Here is a 16,288-nt window from a genome sequence, read left to right as displayed (position 1 = left end):
TGGCTGCCGATCCACGTGACGATCGTCAGCGTCGGCAGTGGTGTGTTCATGGTGTCGGGTGTGGCGAGTCTGCTGTTCCTGTACCGGATCCGGCAGCCGCAGGGTCAGGAGTCGGCCAATATCTTCGGCACCATCGCCCGTCGCCTGCCCGACGCGCGCACGCTGGACCGGATCGCCTACAAGACCACCATCATCGGCTTCCCGCTGTTCGGCGCCGGCGTCATCCTCGGCGCGATCTGGGCCGAGGCGGCCTGGGGCCGGTTCTGGGGCTGGGATCCGAAGGAGACCTGCTCGTTCATCGCCTGGGTCCTCTACGCCGCCTATCTGCACGCCCGCGCCACCTCCGGCTGGCGGGACACCAAGGCCGCCTGGATCAACATCGCCGGGTTCGTGGCGATGCTGTTCAACCTGTTCATCATCAACATGGTGGTCTCCGGCCTGCACTCTTACGCCGGTCTGACCTGAGGCCGGGCGCTGGCGGTGAGTACGGCGCGGACCAGGCACAGCTATGCCGGGCGATCGGTGCAGGAGCGGCGGGCCGAACGGCGTGCGCTGTTCATCGAAGCGGGGCTGACGGTCTTCGCGGAGAAGAGTTACGCCGCGAGCTCGATCTCCGATGTGTGCGCGGCGGCGGGACTGTCTCGGCGGCAGTTCTACGAGCAGTACTCCAGCAGGGAAGCGCTGCTGATCGACATCTACGACCAGGTGCAGCACCGGGCCCGCGCTGCCCTGGTGGAGGGGTTGGCCACCGCGGCGGGCAGCGATCCGCGAGAGATGCTGGCCGCGGCCACCCGCGCCTACGTGCACGCCGTTACCGACGACATCCGGTGCGCGCAGATCGCCTTCGTCGAGATCGTGGGCGTCAGCGATACGGTCGAGCGGCACCGGCTCGAGATTCGCGATGAATGGGTGCGGTTGATCGAGGACACCGCCACGGCCGTCCCGGGTTCCCGCACCCCGCCCGGTGGCTGGGGGTTGGCGATGGCGGCGTTCATCGGCGCGGTCAACGCCTCGGCGCATCGCTGGAGCCGAAGCGAGCCGCGCCCGCCGGTGGACGACCTGCTCGACGTGCTGTCGACGCTGCTGCGGGCCCTGGTGCTGCCGGACACCATCGACGGCTGATTGCGAGCTCGGACACATTCGTGCGATAGTGAGCGCCGAAGTTGAGACGTTGGCGTCTCAAAAGGCTGGGTAAGGATGTGGGTCGATGAAGACCAAACCGGGGTGGGTTCGCCGAATCTGCACGTTGTCCCTGAGTGCCGTCGCCGCGTTCGCGGTGGCCGGCCCGACCGCGGGTGCCGAGCCCGCACCGCCGCCGGCCATCGAACCGGCCAGGGTGCTGCCGTTGCCGCCGGAACTGGATCCGGGTTTCTACCATCCGCCCGCCGAAGTGTTCGGTGCCAAGGCGCCCGGCGAGATCATCGCGGTGCGGCAGGTGAACGTCGCCAACTTCGGGCTCATCCCGCTCAATGTCGACGCCTGGCAGGTGTCCTATCGCTCCAACAACAGCCGTGACGAGGCCATCCCGGCGGTGGCCACCCTGATCAAGCCGCGCGGCACCGCTCCGCAGCCGCGCAAACTGCTGTCGGTGCAGATCGCCGAGGATTCCACCGCGGGCTACTGCACGCCGTCGTATGCGCTGCAACATCTTTCGGTCGCCCCGTTCGTCGGCCAGATCGTCGCGCCGGCCGAGTTCCTCTTCGCGCAGGCCGCGCTCCAGCAGGGCTGGGCGGTCGTGATCCCCGACCATCAGGGCCCGAACTCGGCCTACGCCGCGGGACCGCTGGCCGGGCGCATCACCCTCGACGGCATCCGTGCCGCCACGTCGTTCGCGCCGCTGGAGGTCGGCCCGGACGCGCCGGTCGGCATGTACGGCTACTCGGGCGGTTCCATCGCCACCGGGCACGCCGCCGAACTGCACGAGTCCTACGCGCCCGAACTCAACATCGCCGCCACCGCGATGGGCGGGGTCGGCGCCGATCTCGGTGCCGCACTGAACATGTCGAACAACCAGGCCACCTCGGGGCTGGTGTTCGCCGCCGTCATCGGGCTTTCGAGGGAATATCCCGAATTCGCCGCGTTCCTCGACCGCAACCTCGATCCGCTCGGTCAGGCCCTGCGCACCATCAAAGCCCCACTGTGCGTGCAGTATCAGTCCAACCTGCTCCCGTTCCTGAACATGAAGGGCATGATGCGCACTCCAGGCGACCCGTTGCACGATCCCGCGGTGGTCCCGATGCTCGACGACACCCGCATGGGTAAGTCGGTCCCCGGGATGCCCATGTTCATCTGGCATTCCGCCTGGGACGAGATCCTCCCGCTGCACTCGACCAACCAGCTCGTCGACACCTATTGCAAGGACCCGAACGCCCAGGTCACCTACACCCGCGACCACGCGAGCGAACACATCGTCGCCGAAGTGACCGGCGGCCCCACCGCCCTGCTGTGGATGCGCGACCGCCTCAACGGCGTCCCCGCCGCCCCCGGCTGCACCACCACCGACGTCCCCTCGATGATGGGCACACCGGGCCAGCTCGAATACGTCGGCTCGATGCTCGGTGAGACCGTGGCCTCGTTCTTCGGCAAGCCGATCGGGGCACGGTAGGCCGGCGACGCGCGCTGCCGGGGCGCAGCGGCTCGGCGTTAAAGCGATGAACCGGCCGGCCCGCTCCCGAGGCGCATGAGACCGCGAGTGACATGTATCACTGATCAACCGGCGTGCCGTTCGCCGAATCGGTCGTGTCCTTCGGGTAGCGCGCTGTGCCGGTGCGTGCCGAAGCTCGAGGAGGGTTGCGCGTGGATGCTGGGGATGTCGTCGGGGGATCGGTGATCGAGGGCCCGGGCGGCAGTGCCCTGGCGCGGCTGGTGCGGGCGGCGAGCGGGTTGTCGGAGGAGGCGCAGCGGTATCTGGCGATGATCGCCGATCGGTTGCGCGTCAGTGAGGGATTGCCGCTCTTCGATGACGCGGGGGAGTTGCGCGAGGCCGGCGAGGCGCCGGGACAGGGCGGGGAACCGGAGCGTGAGGACTGAGCGGTGACGTGGGCGCGCGGCTGATCGAGATATCCGCGCGCGCCGGCGCCGGGCGGGAGCACCTACTACCGCGAACGGTGCGCGGTAGCCCGGATCAGTGCTCGGCGGGCCCGGGATCGCCGTCCCGGTGCTGCTGGCGCGAGATGCGCCAGAGGAATTCGGGGTCGTCGTCCGGGCCGAGGACGCGCTTGGGGGCGCGTCGCGGTGGCGCGGGGATGCCCGCACCTCGGTCGGGGCCGAACGCCTTCCAGCACAGCACCGCGATCGCCACGACCGCGATGAGTGCCAACAGGTACGTCACGTCGCTCACCTCCTGCTACCGAGGGTAGACCCGCGCGGGGACTGCGCGCATCGAGACGTGCGATACCCGCCACGACAGCCGGGGACGGTCCGTGTCGTGGCGGGCGCGAGAGGCCGATCAGCGAGTGGTGGCCTCGGTGGTGAGCGACTTCAGCAGCTGCATGACCTCGGACTCACGGAACCGGCGGTGCCCACCCGGGGTACGCAGCGACCCGAGCCGCCCGGCGTGCGCCCACCGGGTGACGGTCTTCGGGTCGACGTGGAACAGGGCGGCAACCTGGCCGGGCGTCAGCAGGGTGTCCTGGCCGCCGACGGTGATCGCGGTCATAGCAAACTCTCCGTTCTCGACAGTAACTATCCCTCATCAAGATGCCGCCATAGTCGCACCGCGACCCCCAGGTACTCGAATGACCTACTGTTGGTAAAGGGGAGGTAATAGACAAATCGGATATTGTGCGCATCGGCGTGCGGGACCGCCGGGTCGAGTACCCGAAGGACCTCCGCCTACTCTGGACACCGTGAGTGACGCATCGCGACCGGAAGGGGCATCCGCCCGGCAAACCAGTGGGTCGACGGGTGGGCGACTGGCCCGCAACCTGGCCTTGTACACGGTGGCCCGGCTCACCCTCGTCGCGCTGATCACCGCGGTGATCATGCTCGCGGCGAAACTCATCGACGTGCAGATCCCGCTGGTGGTGGCCGCGCTGTTCGCGCTCATCATCGCTATGCCGCTGTCGTTGATCCTGTTCAAGGGCCTGCGCACCAGGGTCAACGAGGACATCGCCGTGGTCGACGAGCGCCGCCGCCAGGACAAGGCGCAGTTGCGGGCCCGGCTGCGCGGTGACGAGCCGGGCGAGCAGGGCGGGCCGAAGGCGTGAAGTACGTCGACCGGAGCGCCCCGCGGGCCTGGGTCGACAATGCTGTGCGGCTCATCGATGCCGATACCCAGCGCAGCGCCGACACCCACCTGCTGCGGTATCCGCTGCCGGTCGAGTGGGATATCCAGCTCTATCTGAAGGACGAGTCCACTCACATCACCGGCAGCCTGAAGCACCGGCTGGCGCGTTCGCTGTTCCTGTACGCCCTGTGCAACGGCTGGATCACCGAGAACACCACCGTGGTCGAGGCGTCGTCCGGGTCGACGGCGGTGAGCGAGGCGTATTTCGCGAAGCTGCTCGGCCTGGATTTCGTCGCCGTGATGCCCGCCAGTACTTCCCCGCAGAAGATCGCGTTGATCGAGGCGCAGGGCGGGCGCTGTCATTTCGTGCAACGTCCACCGGAGATGTACACCGAGGCCGCGCGGCTGGCCGCCGAATGCGGTGGTCACTATATGGACCAGTTCACCCACGCCGAGCGGGCGACGGACTGGCGCGGCAACAACAACATCGCCGAATCCATCTTCGAGCAGTTGAAGCTGGAGAATCACTCGGTGCCGGAGTGGATCGTCACCGGCGCGGGCACGGGCGGCACCGGCGCGACCATCGGCCGCTACATCCGTTATCGCAGGCACGCGACGAAATTGGCGATTGTCGATCCGGAGAATTCGGCGTTCTACGGTGGCTACGAAACCGGTGATCCGGGCTATCAAACCGGAATGTCATCGCGGATCGAGGGCATCGGGCGTCCACGCGTCGAGCCGTCGTTCATCGCGCAGGTGGTGGACCGGATGATCGAGGTGCCCGACGCCGCTTCCATTGCCACCGCGCGGCATGCCAGTCGTGTGCTCGGCCGACGCGTCGGCGGTTCGACCGGAACCAACCTGTGGGGCGCGTTCGGGCTGATCGCCGAGATGCTGGCGCAGGGCCGAACCGGAAGCGTGGTCACGTTGCTTTGCGACGGCGGGGACCGGTATGCAGGCACGTATTTCGACGACGACTGGGTGGCGCAACAGGGTCTGGACCTCGTCGAACCCACCGCCGTACTGGCCGATTTCACCGCGACGGGCATCTGGCGCGGCTGACCGTTCGCCCGCGCCTCGTCTTCGCCTCGGTCTACCCCGATCGCGCCGCGTCCTGCCGGTCTCGGGCGGGCCCACCGGCGGTCGACGGTGCCCGGCCGGCCGAGTCGCGTCCGCGGCCTGCGGTCGCGCGGGCGCCGGCGATGATCGTGTCCACCAAAGCGGCGATATAGGCGGCGGATTCGGCCTTCGCCCGTTCCCGCAGGTGCGGCGGCGTCGCGGTGACGTGATTGGACACCGCTCCCGCGATCAGATCGGCGACAAGGGCGACCGATGTCTGCGGTGGGAGTTCGCCGCGCTCGATGCCGCGCCGGATGATCGCGCGGGTGGCTCGCAGATGTTCGGGGTACGGATCGCCGGCGAGGGTGTCGGCGAGTTTCGGCACGCGATGCGCGTCGGCCGACAACTGGCGTGCCAGCGACCCGTCGTCGGTGCTTTCGTGGGCCAGCCAGCTGGTGGCGAACTCGATCAGGTCCGCGCGCAATTCGCCGGTGTCGATGCCGGCGATGAACCGGATCCGCGACCGCACCGCGTCCACCAGCAGCGCCTCCTTCGACGGCCACCGTAGGTAGAGCGAGCCTTTGCCGATCCCGGATCGCCGGGCCACCTCGTCCAGCGTGAAGCCGCTCCAGCCGCCTTCGGCATAGACCGTGCGGGCGGCCTGGTGGGCGCGGTGCTCCAGCTCCGGATCGCGCGGGCGCCCGGCTCGTCGCGTGTCAACCACCGACACATTGTGGCACCGGTCTCATTTTTCTATTTACGACGTTGTGCGTCCGTAATAGGCTGGCGCGACATTGCTGCGATATCCGTCACAGTGGCTTTCCCGCTCGCGACGGTGACCTGGAGGTATGCCGATGATCACGCCGACCGACCTCGGTTCCTGGATTGCCCGCAGGGCCGCCTCCGGCCCGGCCCGCCCGGCCATCACCTTCGACGGGCAGACGCTGACCTACGGCGCGCTCCTCGAACGCGTCGATCGACTGGCCGCGGAACTGGTCACGGGTGGCGTGCGACCCGGCGACCGGGTCGGCTACCTCGGGCTGAACCACCCCGATTTCCTGGTCACGTTGTTCGCCGCTTCGCGTGCGGGTGCGGTATTCGTCCCGCTCAACTTCCGGCTGACGGCCGCCGAGCTGGGCTACATCCTCGGCGACGCCGGCGTGCACACCCTGATCGCCGATGCCGACCGGGCCGAGATCGTCGAGCCGGTGCTCGCCGAATCCGGGGTGGGGCGGTCGATTTCGCTGACGGCCCGCCCCGGGTGGGAGGTGCTCGATGAGCTGCTGGCGGCTCGGGAACCGATCGCCGAGCCGAGGCATCCGGAGGCGGACGACGTCGCGGTGATCATGTACACCTCCGGCACCACCGGCAGGCCGAAGGGGGCGATGCTGACCCACGGAAATCTGTTCTGGAACAACGTCAACGCGCTGCTGTCGTTCGACACCCTGCACGACGACGTCTCCCTGGTCTGCGCGCCGCTGTTCCATATCGGCGGGTTGAACGTGACCACGCTGGTCTCGTTGCAGAAGGGCGCGCACCTGGTGCTGATGGCCGCGTTCGATCCGGCGCAGGCGCTGGCGCTGATCGCCGAACACAAGGTCACCACGATGTTCGGGGTGCCCGCGATGTATCTGTTCATGGCGCAGGTCCCGCAGTTCGCGACCACGGACCTGTCGAGTGTGCGCACCTTCATCTGTGGTGGCGCGCCGGTGCCGGAAGCGCTCATCACCCGCTACGGCGAGCGCGGGGTGCCCTTCGCGCAGGGCTACGGCCTCACCGAAACGGCGCCGCTGGCGCTGGTGCTGTCCACCGACGATGTCGCTACCCGAATCGGTGCCGCCGGGCACAAGGTGCTTCCGCTGTCGGACGTCCGCCTGGTCGACCTGGACAACAACCCGGTCCCCGACGGCGAACGCGGCGAGATCTGTGTGCGTGGACCGCAGGTCATGAAGGGGTACTGGAACAACAAGGCCGCCACCGACGCCGTCATCGACGCCGAGGGCTGGTTCCACACCGGCGATATCGGTCAGGCCGACCAGGACGGATTCGTCTACGTCGTCGATCGGGTCAAGGACATGGTGATCACCGGCGGCGAGAACGTCTACCCGGCCGAGGTGGAGAACGTGCTCTACCGGCATCCGGCGGTGGCCGAGGTGGCGGTGCTCGGTCTGCCGCACGAGAAGTGGGGTGAGGCGGTGACCGCCGTCGTCGCCACCCAGCCCGGCGCCTCACTCACCCTGGACGAGCTGCGTGAGTTCGCGCGCGGTGACCTGGCCGGATACAAGGTGCCGTTGCGGCTCGAACTCGTCGATGCGTTGCCGCGCAACGCGTCGGGCAAGGTGCTGAAGTACCGCTTGCGGGAGCGGTTCGCCGGGGCCGCCGAAGGCTGATCGCTGGGCCGATCCCGGATCGGCAGCGCCCCGGCATCGGGTTCTCGGGTCCGCCTCCCGTTCGGGTGGTGAACGCCGAGAGCCGGCCGGGGCGCATTCCTTTGCTTCGGGTGTCAATTTTTGTTGACAGCCACCGTAGTGTCAATCAAAATTGACACCATGACGGAAGCAACCACGCTGGCGGCGGCGGCCGGTAGTCCCGACCCGAAGGTCGGGCTGCGGGCGGTGCTGGCATTGCGCAGGCTGCTCGAACGGCTCGAAGCGATCCAGGTGGCCAATGCCAGGGATCAGGGCTGGTCGTGGCAGGCGATCGCGGATGCCCTCGAGGTCAGCAAGCAGGCGGTACATCAGAAATACAACCAGAGAGGCAGGGGCCGCTGATGTTCGAACGGTTCAGCAAGCACGCGCGATTGGCCGTGGTCGTGGCGCAAGAGGAGGCCAGGCAGTTGCGTGCGCCCGAGATTCGCGTCGAGCACCTGCTGCTCGGTGTGCTGTCGCAGGCCGAGCCGGCGATGAAGGACGCGCTGGCCGCGGCCGGGCTCACCCATGAGCAGGCGATCGCCGCGCTGGCCGAGGACGGCAAGAACGCACCGTTGGGCGACCGCGACGCTGAAGCCCTGCGCTCCATCGGCATCGACCTCGACGCGGTACGTGACAGTCTCGAGGCCACCTTCGGCGAGGACGCACTCGCCCGCGCCGAACCACCCCAGCCGCGTGGACGGTTCGGGCGCGGCGCGATGAACTTCGGCCATATCCGGTTCTCCCGCGACGCGAAGAAGACGCTCGAGCTGTCGTTGCGGGAGGCCTTGGCGCGCAAGGACAAGAGCATCGAATCCGGGCACATCCTGCTGGCGATTCTGCGGGCGCCCGACGCCACGACGGCGGCGTTGATCGGCGGCCAGGAGCAGGCGGACGCGCTGCGGACGCGGATGCACGCGCTGCTGGACCGGGCCGCCTGAACCGCGAACGTTCGGCTCGGTACCGCCCGGATCCGAGATTCGGGCTCTAGCATGGCTCCATGCAGCTTGTGCTTCGGTTGGTCATCAACGCCTTCGCCATCTGGCTGGCCGCGACGTGGATCGACAAGATCGACATCATCAGCCCGGAGGATCAGGGCAACGGCGCCAAGATCGTCACACTGCTGGCGGTCGCGGCCGTGTTCACCGCGGTGAACGCCCTCGTCAAGCCGATCGTGCAGTTGTTGTCGCTGCCGCTGGTGATCGTGACCCTCGGCCTGTTCCTGCTGGTGGTCAATGCCCTGATGCTGTGGCTGACGGCCTGGATCACCGAATTCACCGATTACGGCCTGCGCATCGACGGGTTCTGGGCGGCGTTCTGGGGCGCGATCATCGTCACGGTGGTGAACTGGCTGCTCGGCGTGCTCGTGCCCGATCGGGACTGAGATCCGCTACCCGGCAGTGCCGGGCCGGTCATTCGTTGTGGCCGGGTGTTCGCAGGACCGTTCACAACCACTCGGTGACGTCCATAGGCGCTCCGTCATCGTCGAGCGGGGGCTCGATGCCGCGCGGTTGCGGGGTGCCGAAATTCGACGGCGGGCCGGGTTCGACCGCGACGCCGAGCACCGCGTCGAAGTCGGCGAGGGTGGCCGCCAAGCGCGGCGCATTGCCTCGGTGGACCTCCGGTTGCGGACGGCCGTGGAAGTCTTGGGTCAGCCAGATGTCGTGGTGGACCTCGAGATCGACGATGGGTTCTGAGCCGGTCAGGTCCACACCCATGCGCACCAGATCGTCGCCGGAGTGCGGAGAACAGGCCGCGTCGAATCGGGTGCCCGGCCCGGTGACGGTGATGGCGCCGATCGTCGCGTGATCGGGAACCTCGGCCGGGCGCGCGGCTTCGAGCCGAGCCGGCACCGCGGGATCGGTGAGATCGGCGGCCACCGCAACCGAGGATTGCGCTCCCGGCACGATCCGCCCCTCGACCAGCCAGCGGCAACTCACCCGCTGTACCGACAACAGGCCGTGCCTGTCAGCGCAGCTCGCGAGCCGCTCCGCCAGCTCGAACTGCGCCGCAACACCGCGACCCACACCGGTCGGCCACCAGGTCCAGACGAACGAGAACGCCGGCGCCCGAAGCGGTTCGGGTGCGGTCACTGCGGGAAGACTTTCGCGCCGTCGGGAATGATCAGCTCCTTGTCGTCGGAAAAGCGCAGCACAAAGGCGATACCGCTGGCGGCGGACCGGTCGTTCAACGAACGCAGGGTATCGCTATCCAATGCCGTCGACGGCGCGGCGACCTCCAGCACACCCACCTTCCGCTGGGCCGGCGCGTCCACCAATTGCTTGACCACCGAGGCCGTCGCCGACCGCAGGCCTTTGATCGAGGCGACCTCTTTCGCCTGGTAGGCGAAGGTGATCTGACCGTCGGGGCTCTTGATGCCGACATCGATATCGAAGCGGCCCTGGCCTTCCTTCGTCCGGCCGAACACCAGATCGTGATGGCCGCGCCGATACAACTCGTCGCCGAGACGCAACTCCTGCATGGCCGCCGGTCTCGCCGCGGACGGCCCGCGGAACTTCGACACCAGATCCTTGAAGCCTTCCGCCCCGGCCAGGTGCCCCTTGCCGATGATATCGGCGGCCTCGGCCCCCATCGGGCTGCTGTTCGCATTGCGCAGCGCCTGAATCGTTTTCTGCTTGTCGGGCCCGGAAATGCCGAGGCGGTCCATGACACCGGAGACCGCGGCGACCTGATCCTCGCGCATCGGCTTCCCGGCGCCGCCGCGCTCCTGGGCCGAGCTGTTCGTCCGGTCGTAGCGCTGAGTCCACTTCGGCTGCGGCAGGGTGCCGCCGGTCTCGGCGTAGCGGCGGTAGCTGTTGGGGGCGTCCTGAGAAATGTCCTTGACCTGACGGCCGCGGTCGACCGTCTTGTCCTGGAGTTCGGTCACCTGCTGCGGATCGAGGGCGCGCACGGTGACCTGGATGGTGGCCGTGATCGGCCGGGTCTGACCGGCCGGGATGAGCTGGGGATCGTAGGTCGCGCTGCACGACAGCGTCGTCGAGCCGTTGGCGGGCATGGTGCCGCTGCCGTTGCAGCCGGGCCCGAGCGCCACCGGCACCGACGACTGCATGCTGACGGTGTAGTCGAACCTGACCGTGGTGACCCGGATGTCCCGCGAGGTGTTCATCGTATTGCTGATGACGAACTGGATCGTGCAGACGCCGAGGCAGGGGTTCTGCAAGAACTGGCCGTTGATATTGCCGCCCACCGAGATCCGGGAATCGACGGCGTTGCTCACGTCGTTCACCCGCCCTCGGCAGCTCCTCGTAGATGCCGAGGGCGTCGTCGGCTTCCCCTGGTTCGGGTTCGAGGGAGAACTCGGGCAGTTCCTCATCGCCGGAGCCGCCGGACGCGGACGCGCTGACGATTCGGTCGATGACCGGCTGATCGGAACCCTCGCCGGATGCGCCCGCCGGATCGAAGTTGCTCACATAGGTGGTGATGGAGCCACTGGTGATGGGTGTGGATCGATGCCCGTCGATCTCGATCGGCTCGCCGACGGTGACGTCCGCGCTGCGCTCGGCCGCTGGATCCAGCGCAAGCGCCAGCCGCGCCGGGGCCAAGGTGCTCGCCAGATCGAATCCGAAACGTTCGGGCCCGATCAGTACCGGCACGTCCTTGTAACGAGCGGCGTCCTCGGCGGATTCGCCCAGCGCGAGCCACGCCTGCTCACTGCCACGCAAGAAGGATTTCCCGCCGACGCCGAGGTAGTCCATGTCGATGCCCGAACGCGCCGACACCGTCCCCGTCGCATCGCCGACATTGGTGACCGTGAGATCCACCCGCAGCCGCCCGGCCGACGCCCCCTTCGGTTTCACCGTCCCGGTGAAATGCGTGGCCGGCGTATCCAGCAACCGCAACTGCGCGCTCGCCAACGCCGACCGCCCACGTTGCTCGACACTCGCCGCGTCACCGGAGCGTTGCAAGAACACAACCCCGCCGACCCCGAGCGCGCAGACGACGAGAATCACCAACGACGCGATAACCCAACGCCGCCGCCGCGAACGCACCGCACCTCCGCCACCCGTCGGCCCACCACCCTGAGGGTCGAACCCGAATCCCGGATTCGGATAGGGCACGAAGGGCCCGCCGCCCGGACCATGTCCACCGGCGTGTGGTGGATGCGGGCTGCCGCCAGGGATGGGACCGCCGGGTTGCGGTGAATACGGGCCGCCCGGGGTTTGCCCGCCCGGTTGCGGGGGATACGGGCCACCCGGGGTTTGCCAACCCGATTGCGGGGGATAGGGGCCACCCTGCCCACCGAACTGCATTGGAGCCGGTACGCCGACGGGTCCGGGTCCGCCGAGGTGCGGTCGAAAGGGGCCACTGCCCCCGGGCGCCCACCCGCCGTGTTGGGGTGGGAGTTGCGCACCGCGCTCCGCCTGCCCGGTGGGTTGTGGCGGAAGCGGCCCGCCGCCATGCCCATGTGCGCCGGGTTGCGGTGGGTACGGGCCGCTGCCCGGCGCCTGACCGCCGGGTTGGTGTGGAAGCGGCGAATCGGATTGCTGCCCAGGTTTTTCGCGGTCGCCGTCCTCCGACATGGTCCCTCCTAGCGATGACGGGACCACTGAGCGCCGTACCGTCGAGCCCCTCGCCCCTGCTTCAACAGTACGGCGGCGGCACGCTTTTCGGGTGCGATCGATTCGCCTCTGCCGGGAATTCGGCTGGGCTCGAGCTCAGCTGCGACGAGTGCGGCGACTTCGGGTCAGAGCGGCAGCCGTCGCCGCTGCGCTGCTTACCTGCCGCGGAACACGCTATCGTCCGTGCGCGAAAGCGGTGCGGCCTCGGCTCATAGCGCCGCGAGCCCGAGCGCTGCCGCGGTCAGGATCGACCACGCCAGTAGGGCGAGGCCGGAATCGCGCAGGGCGGGGATCAATTCGAGGCCACCTCGGCCGGAACGGACCGGGGCGTTGGCGCGGACGGCGAGCGGGATCGCGAGGAGGCCGACCAGCGCGAAGGGGGAGCGGGCGACGAGCAGCAGGGTCGCGATGAACGGCACTGCCAGCAGCACCAGGTGCAGGGTGCGGGTGCGGGGGTCGCCGAGTTTGACGGCGAGGGTGACCTTGCCGGATTCGGTGTCGGTGCGGATGTCGCGCAGGTTGTTGGCCACCAGGACGGCACTGGAGAAGGCGCCGACCGCGACCGCCAGCACCACACCCACCCAGTCGACGCGTTCGGCCTGCACGAACTGGGTGCCGAGGACGCCGATCAGGCCGAAGAAGACGAAGACGGCGATCTCGCCGAAACCGCTGTAGCCGTAGGGCTTGCTGCCGCCGGTGTAGAACCAGGCACCGGCCAGACAGGCGGCGCCGATGAGGATCAGCCACCACGCGGTCAGCGCGACCAGGATGAGGCCGAAGAGCGCGCCGACACCCAGGCTGACGATGGCCGCGGTGCGGACCGCGGCGGGCGAGGCCAGGCCCGAGCCGACCAGGCGCAGCGGGCCGACGCGTTCGTCATCGGTGCCGCGGATACCGTCGGAGTAGTCGTTGGCGTAATTCACGCCGATGATCAGCGCCAGCGAGACGAGCAGCGCCAGAATCGCTTTCCACCACACCAGGCCGTCGATGGCGGCGGCGGCGCCGGTACCGGCGATGACCGGGGCGATAGCGTTCGGCAGGGTGCGGGGCCGGGCGCCCTCGATCCATTGCGCTGCGGTAGCCATGTCCGCAGCCTAATCGGCGCGCTACCGGGACGCGGCCTCGGCGGCCAGCCGCAACCGGCCGAGACCCTTCTCGAAATCCTTGCCGACCAGGCTGTCCATCGAGATGACCTTGCCCATCAGCGCCATCAGCCCGCGCTGTTCACCGTTCATCCGCCACACCACCTGGGTGCCGCCACCTTCGGCGGGGATGAGCGAGAACACGACATTGTTGCTGGCTTTGAACGGCTTCTCGAAGTCGAGCTTCACGCGGATCTCCTGCTCGGTGCTCGAGGTGATCTCCATCGTTCCGCGCCCGGCTTTGCGGTTGCCCTCCCAGGCGTAGCGGGCGCCGACTCCGGCATCCGGGCCGCTGTACATGCGACGCAATTCCGGGTCGAGGTCTTCCCATGGCGACCATTCGACCCAGTTGTGGAAGTCGTTGATCAGCTCGTGCACGCGTGCCGGTTCGGCCGCGATGACGATCTGGCGGACCACCTCGAATTCGGCCATTCGCCCAGCGTAGGCGACCGACCGGTCGGACCGCAGCCGAATCGGCGCGCTTCGCGGCCGTACCTGCGCATACGATGACCACGGCATGGTTTCTGAGCTGAGCGGTCCGAGCGGCCGGACACCGGTGGGGACGCCCGCAGAATCGGTCGTGGTCGGACTGCTGGGCGAGGTCGCGTTGCGCCGCGACGATGCGCTGGCGCCGGTACCCGGAGTGCGGGCCAGGATGCTGCTGGCCGCATTGGCTGTGACGCCCGGCCGCAGCCGCGGCGCGCAGACCTTGATCGACGAGGTGTGGGGCGAGCAGCCGCCGCGCGCGCCGATGAACGCCCTGCACACGCAGGTCTCCCGGCTGCGCGCCGCACTCCCCGAGGGCGCTGTGGAGATCGGCCCGGCGGGCTACCGTTTGCGGCTCTCCGCAGAGCAGATCGATCTCGCCTCGGTGTCGATGCTGCTCGAGCAGGCCCGCGAGGCCCGGGCCGCGCGCGATTACGTCCGCTGCCTCGACGCGGTGGCCGAGGCGAGGGCGCTGTGGCGCGGCGAACCCGGAGCCGACCTCACTCCCGGCCCGGTGGCCGACGAACTCGCCACAGCGGCGGCACAACGATGGGCCGACCTGGACGCACTCGAGCTCACCGCCCGCGAGGGCATCGGTGATCTGGACGGCGCCATCGTCCTCGCCCGCGCCGCCGCGTCCGCCGACCCGCTGAGCGAACCGGCCGCCCGCACCCTCATGCGCCTGCTGGCCGCCGCCGGCCACATCAACGAGGCCTTGGACGTCTTCGCCACCATCCGCGCCGCCTTGGCCGATCATCTCGGCACCGATCCCGGTCCGGCGCTGGCCGAGTTGAACACCGCCATCCTCCGCGGTGACTTTCCCCCTCGGGCTGCGGCCTCGGGTGGCCGCGACCGGCACACCTGGGAACCACCCCTCGAGCCCGGGTCGTCATCGGCCGATGTGATTCCGGCCGATACCCGGAGCCGCCACAACTACGAGCTGACCTATGAACGGGTATCGGATCGGCCCGGACCGGCGGCTGCGATCCCGGTACCTGATTCCCCTGAGACACCGGGTGACGATCGCGCCCGTCGATCGCCCTCCGCGGTCGCCCCCACCGGTGCGGCCGGACCCCGACTCGATTCGACGCAGGCACACACACCGGTCGATGACCGGCCCGTGTCTGCGGTCCGCGGTGAGCTGGTGCAGCGGGCAGCTGAGGGTGGGCGGCCGGTGTGGGCGGTCCGCGATGATCCGACGAGGAGACCGGCTGAGGACGGGACGGTGTCGGTCGTCCGCGGCGAACCGACGCAGGTGCAGCGACCTTCCGCGATCGGGGTGCGTGCCGCACCGAACGCGCTGCTGGGCCGTGCCGACGATCTGATCGCCCTGGAACAACTGCTGTGCAACTCCCGCGTCACCACCGTGCTCGGCCCCGGCGGCACCGGAAAGACCCGCGTCGCCAATGAACTCGGTGCCCGGATGGCACGACACCAGCCGGTGGTCCTGGTGGAGCTGGCGTCGGTGCGGGCCGACGGGTCCGCCGCGGAGGCACGCGGTGAGGTCGAGGCGGCGATCGGTGCGGTGCTCGGTTTGGGTGATTTCGCCCGGGATCCGCTGTTGATCCGGTCCGGGATCAAGGTGGAGCTGCGGCAGCGGTTGCGGGATGCGTTGTCGGAGCGGCCGATGCTGCTGATCCTGGACAACTGCGAACACCTCATCGATGCGGTGGCCGAGGTGGTGGCCGATCTGGTCGGCAGTTGCGATCAGTTGACCGTGCTCACCACCAGCCGCGCGCCGCTGGCGATCACCGCCGAGACGGTGTATCCGCTGGCACCGCTGGCTATCGACGCGGCCGGATCGCCGGCGACCGAATTGTTCGTGGCCAGGGCCACAGCGGTGCGCCCGACCGCGCGGCTGAACCCCGAGGTCGTCGCGCGACTGTGCCATCGTCTCGATGGTCTGCCGCTGGCGATCGAGCTGGCCGCCGCGCGGGTGCGCACCATGAGCGTCGAAGAGATCGACACCAGACTCGAGCATCGGTTCGCCCTGTTACGCAGCGGAGATCGCAGCTCGCCGGAACGGCATCGCACCCTGCACGCGGTGATCGCCTGGAGCTGGAATCTGCTCGACGAACCGCAGCAGATCGCGCTGCGCAGGCTGTGCCGCTTCCCGGCCGGATTCACTCTGGGTGCCGCGGAATTCGTGGCGGGCGGCCCCGAGGTCGGCGATGTGGTGGCCGCGGTGGAGGGGCTGGTCGGGCAGTCGCTGCTCACGGTGCTCGAGGACGACCGTCCCGATCCCGACGTCGACCTTCCGCTGCGCTACCGGATGCTGGAGACGGTGCGCGAATTCGGCGAAGAACAACTCGCCGAATCCGCCCGCCCACTCACCGAGTCCGATCTGGTCGCCGACCGAATGTGCGGGTGGGCACGCGAATTCGC

The 16,288-nt window shown here is 68.8% G+C and carries 18 protein-coding genes; 11 read left to right on the top strand and 7 right to left on the bottom strand.

Annotated elements, in window-relative coordinates; translation table 11 throughout:
* The 4 genes from ccsB to RJ05_RS23080 form a co-directional block, all read left to right on the top strand.
* Positions 1 to 465, top strand: a 465-nt coding sequence (ccsB, locus tag RJ05_RS23095) for a c-type cytochrome biogenesis protein CcsB (protein WP_036540575.1), incomplete at its 5' end; no start/stop codon positions are given.
* Positions 466 to 480: 15 nt separating this feature from the next.
* Positions 481 to 1,122 (top strand): TetR/AcrR family transcriptional regulator, encoded by a 642-nt coding sequence (locus RJ05_RS23090; RefSeq protein ID WP_036540568.1) that lies wholly within the window; start codon positions 481 to 483, stop codon positions 1,120 to 1,122.
* A gap of 85 nt (positions 1,123 to 1,207) precedes the next feature.
* Positions 1,208 to 2,605, top strand: coding sequence for a lipase family protein (locus tag RJ05_RS23085; protein WP_036540567.1), 1,398 nt, complete (start codon positions 1,208 to 1,210; stop codon positions 2,603 to 2,605).
* Between the two features lie 191 nt (positions 2,606 to 2,796).
* On the top strand, positions 2,797 to 3,030 hold the full coding sequence (locus RJ05_RS23080; RefSeq protein WP_036540566.1) for a hypothetical protein: 234 nt from the start codon (positions 2,797 to 2,799) through the stop codon (positions 3,028 to 3,030).
* Positions 3,031 to 3,124: 94 nt separating this feature from the next.
* On the opposite strand, the gene RJ05_RS23075 is transcribed toward RJ05_RS23080, so the two are convergent.
* Both RJ05_RS23075 and RJ05_RS23070 read right to left on the bottom strand, forming a co-directional pair.
* Entirely contained in the window at positions 3,125 to 3,331 is a 207-nt protein-coding gene (locus RJ05_RS23075) for a hypothetical protein (RefSeq protein ID WP_036540574.1), read from the bottom strand.
* A gap of 117 nt (positions 3,332 to 3,448) precedes the next feature.
* The gene (locus RJ05_RS23070; RefSeq protein WP_036540564.1) at positions 3,449 to 3,658 is read right to left on the bottom strand and encodes a BldC family transcriptional regulator; all 210 of its coding nucleotides are present in this window, start codon (positions 3,656 to 3,658) and stop codon (positions 3,449 to 3,451) included.
* A gap of 190 nt (positions 3,659 to 3,848) precedes the next feature.
* Here RJ05_RS23070 and RJ05_RS23065 point away from each other — a divergent pair, with 190 nt between their 5' ends.
* Both RJ05_RS23065 and cds1 read left to right on the top strand, forming a co-directional pair.
* Positions 3,849 to 4,208, top strand: coding sequence for a DUF4229 domain-containing protein (locus RJ05_RS23065; RefSeq protein WP_036540563.1), 360 nt, complete (start codon positions 3,849 to 3,851; stop codon positions 4,206 to 4,208).
* A complete protein-coding gene (cds1, locus tag RJ05_RS23060) occupies positions 4,205 to 5,290 on the top strand; it encodes an L-cysteine desulfhydrase Cds1 (protein ID WP_036540561.1) in 1,086 nt (361 codons plus the stop codon). The genes RJ05_RS23065 and cds1 overlap by 4 nt, the downstream gene beginning before the upstream one ends.
* A 31-nt stretch (positions 5,291 to 5,321) precedes the next feature.
* On the opposite strand, the gene RJ05_RS23055 is transcribed toward cds1, so the two are convergent.
* Positions 5,322 to 6,011, bottom strand: coding sequence for a TetR/AcrR family transcriptional regulator (locus tag RJ05_RS23055; protein ID WP_162140640.1), 690 nt, complete (start codon positions 6,009 to 6,011; stop codon positions 5,322 to 5,324).
* Positions 6,012 to 6,135: 124 nt separating this feature from the next.
* On the opposite strand from RJ05_RS23055, the gene RJ05_RS23050 reads away from it, so the two are divergent.
* The 4 genes from RJ05_RS23050 to RJ05_RS23035 all read left to right on the top strand — a co-directional run bounded on the left by RJ05_RS23050 (position 6,136) and on the right by RJ05_RS23035 (position 9,079).
* Positions 6,136 to 7,677, top strand: coding sequence for an acyl-CoA synthetase (locus RJ05_RS23050; protein ID WP_036540559.1), 1,542 nt, complete (start codon positions 6,136 to 6,138; stop codon positions 7,675 to 7,677).
* 159 nt (positions 7,678 to 7,836) lie between these two features.
* Positions 7,837 to 8,058, top strand: a complete 222-nt coding sequence (locus RJ05_RS23045) for a helix-turn-helix domain-containing protein (protein ID WP_036540557.1) — start codon at positions 7,837 to 7,839, stop codon at positions 8,056 to 8,058.
* Complete coding sequence (locus RJ05_RS23040; protein WP_036540555.1) at positions 8,058 to 8,636, top strand: Clp protease N-terminal domain-containing protein; 579 nt, start codon at positions 8,058 to 8,060, stop codon at positions 8,634 to 8,636. The genes RJ05_RS23045 and RJ05_RS23040 overlap by 1 nt, the downstream gene beginning before the upstream one ends.
* Before the next feature lie 59 nt (positions 8,637 to 8,695).
* The gene (locus RJ05_RS23035; RefSeq protein WP_036540553.1) at positions 8,696 to 9,079 is read left to right on the top strand and encodes a phage holin family protein; all 384 of its coding nucleotides are present in this window, start codon (positions 8,696 to 8,698) and stop codon (positions 9,077 to 9,079) included.
* Positions 9,080 to 9,140: 61 nt separating this feature from the next.
* Here RJ05_RS23035 and RJ05_RS23030 read toward each other — a convergent pair whose 3' ends face one another.
* From RJ05_RS23030 to RJ05_RS23005, 4 genes are all read right to left on the bottom strand, one after another.
* The gene (locus tag RJ05_RS23030; RefSeq protein ID WP_051016827.1) at positions 9,141 to 9,788 is read right to left on the bottom strand and encodes a hypothetical protein; all 648 of its coding nucleotides are present in this window, start codon (positions 9,786 to 9,788) and stop codon (positions 9,141 to 9,143) included.
* A complete protein-coding gene (locus RJ05_RS23025; RefSeq protein WP_036540551.1) occupies positions 9,785 to 10,942 on the bottom strand; it encodes a hypothetical protein in 1,158 nt (385 codons plus the stop codon). The genes RJ05_RS23030 and RJ05_RS23025 overlap by 4 nt, the downstream gene beginning before the upstream one ends.
* A gap of 1,542 nt (positions 10,943 to 12,484) precedes the next feature.
* Positions 12,485 to 13,360 (bottom strand): 1,4-dihydroxy-2-naphthoate polyprenyltransferase, encoded by an 876-nt coding sequence (locus RJ05_RS23010; protein WP_036540548.1) that lies wholly within the window; start codon positions 13,358 to 13,360, stop codon positions 12,485 to 12,487.
* 21 nt (positions 13,361 to 13,381) lie between these two features.
* Positions 13,382 to 13,849: an SRPBCC family protein gene (locus RJ05_RS23005; RefSeq protein WP_036540547.1), complete on the bottom strand. Its 468-nt coding sequence runs from the start codon at positions 13,847 to 13,849 to the stop codon at positions 13,382 to 13,384.
* Positions 13,850 to 13,934: 85 nt separating this feature from the next.
* Between RJ05_RS23005 and RJ05_RS23000 the strand changes: the two genes are divergently transcribed.
* Positions 13,935 to 16,288, top strand: a 2,354-nt coding sequence (locus tag RJ05_RS23000; RefSeq protein WP_036540569.1) for an AfsR/SARP family transcriptional regulator, incomplete at its 3' end; no start/stop codon positions are given.

The organism is Nocardia cyriacigeorgica NBRC 100375 (assembly GCF_000308555.1).
Lineage (GTDB): Bacteria > Actinomycetota > Actinomycetes > Mycobacteriales > Mycobacteriaceae > Nocardia > Nocardia cyriacigeorgica.
This window is presented reverse-complemented; position numbering and strand designations above follow the sequence as displayed.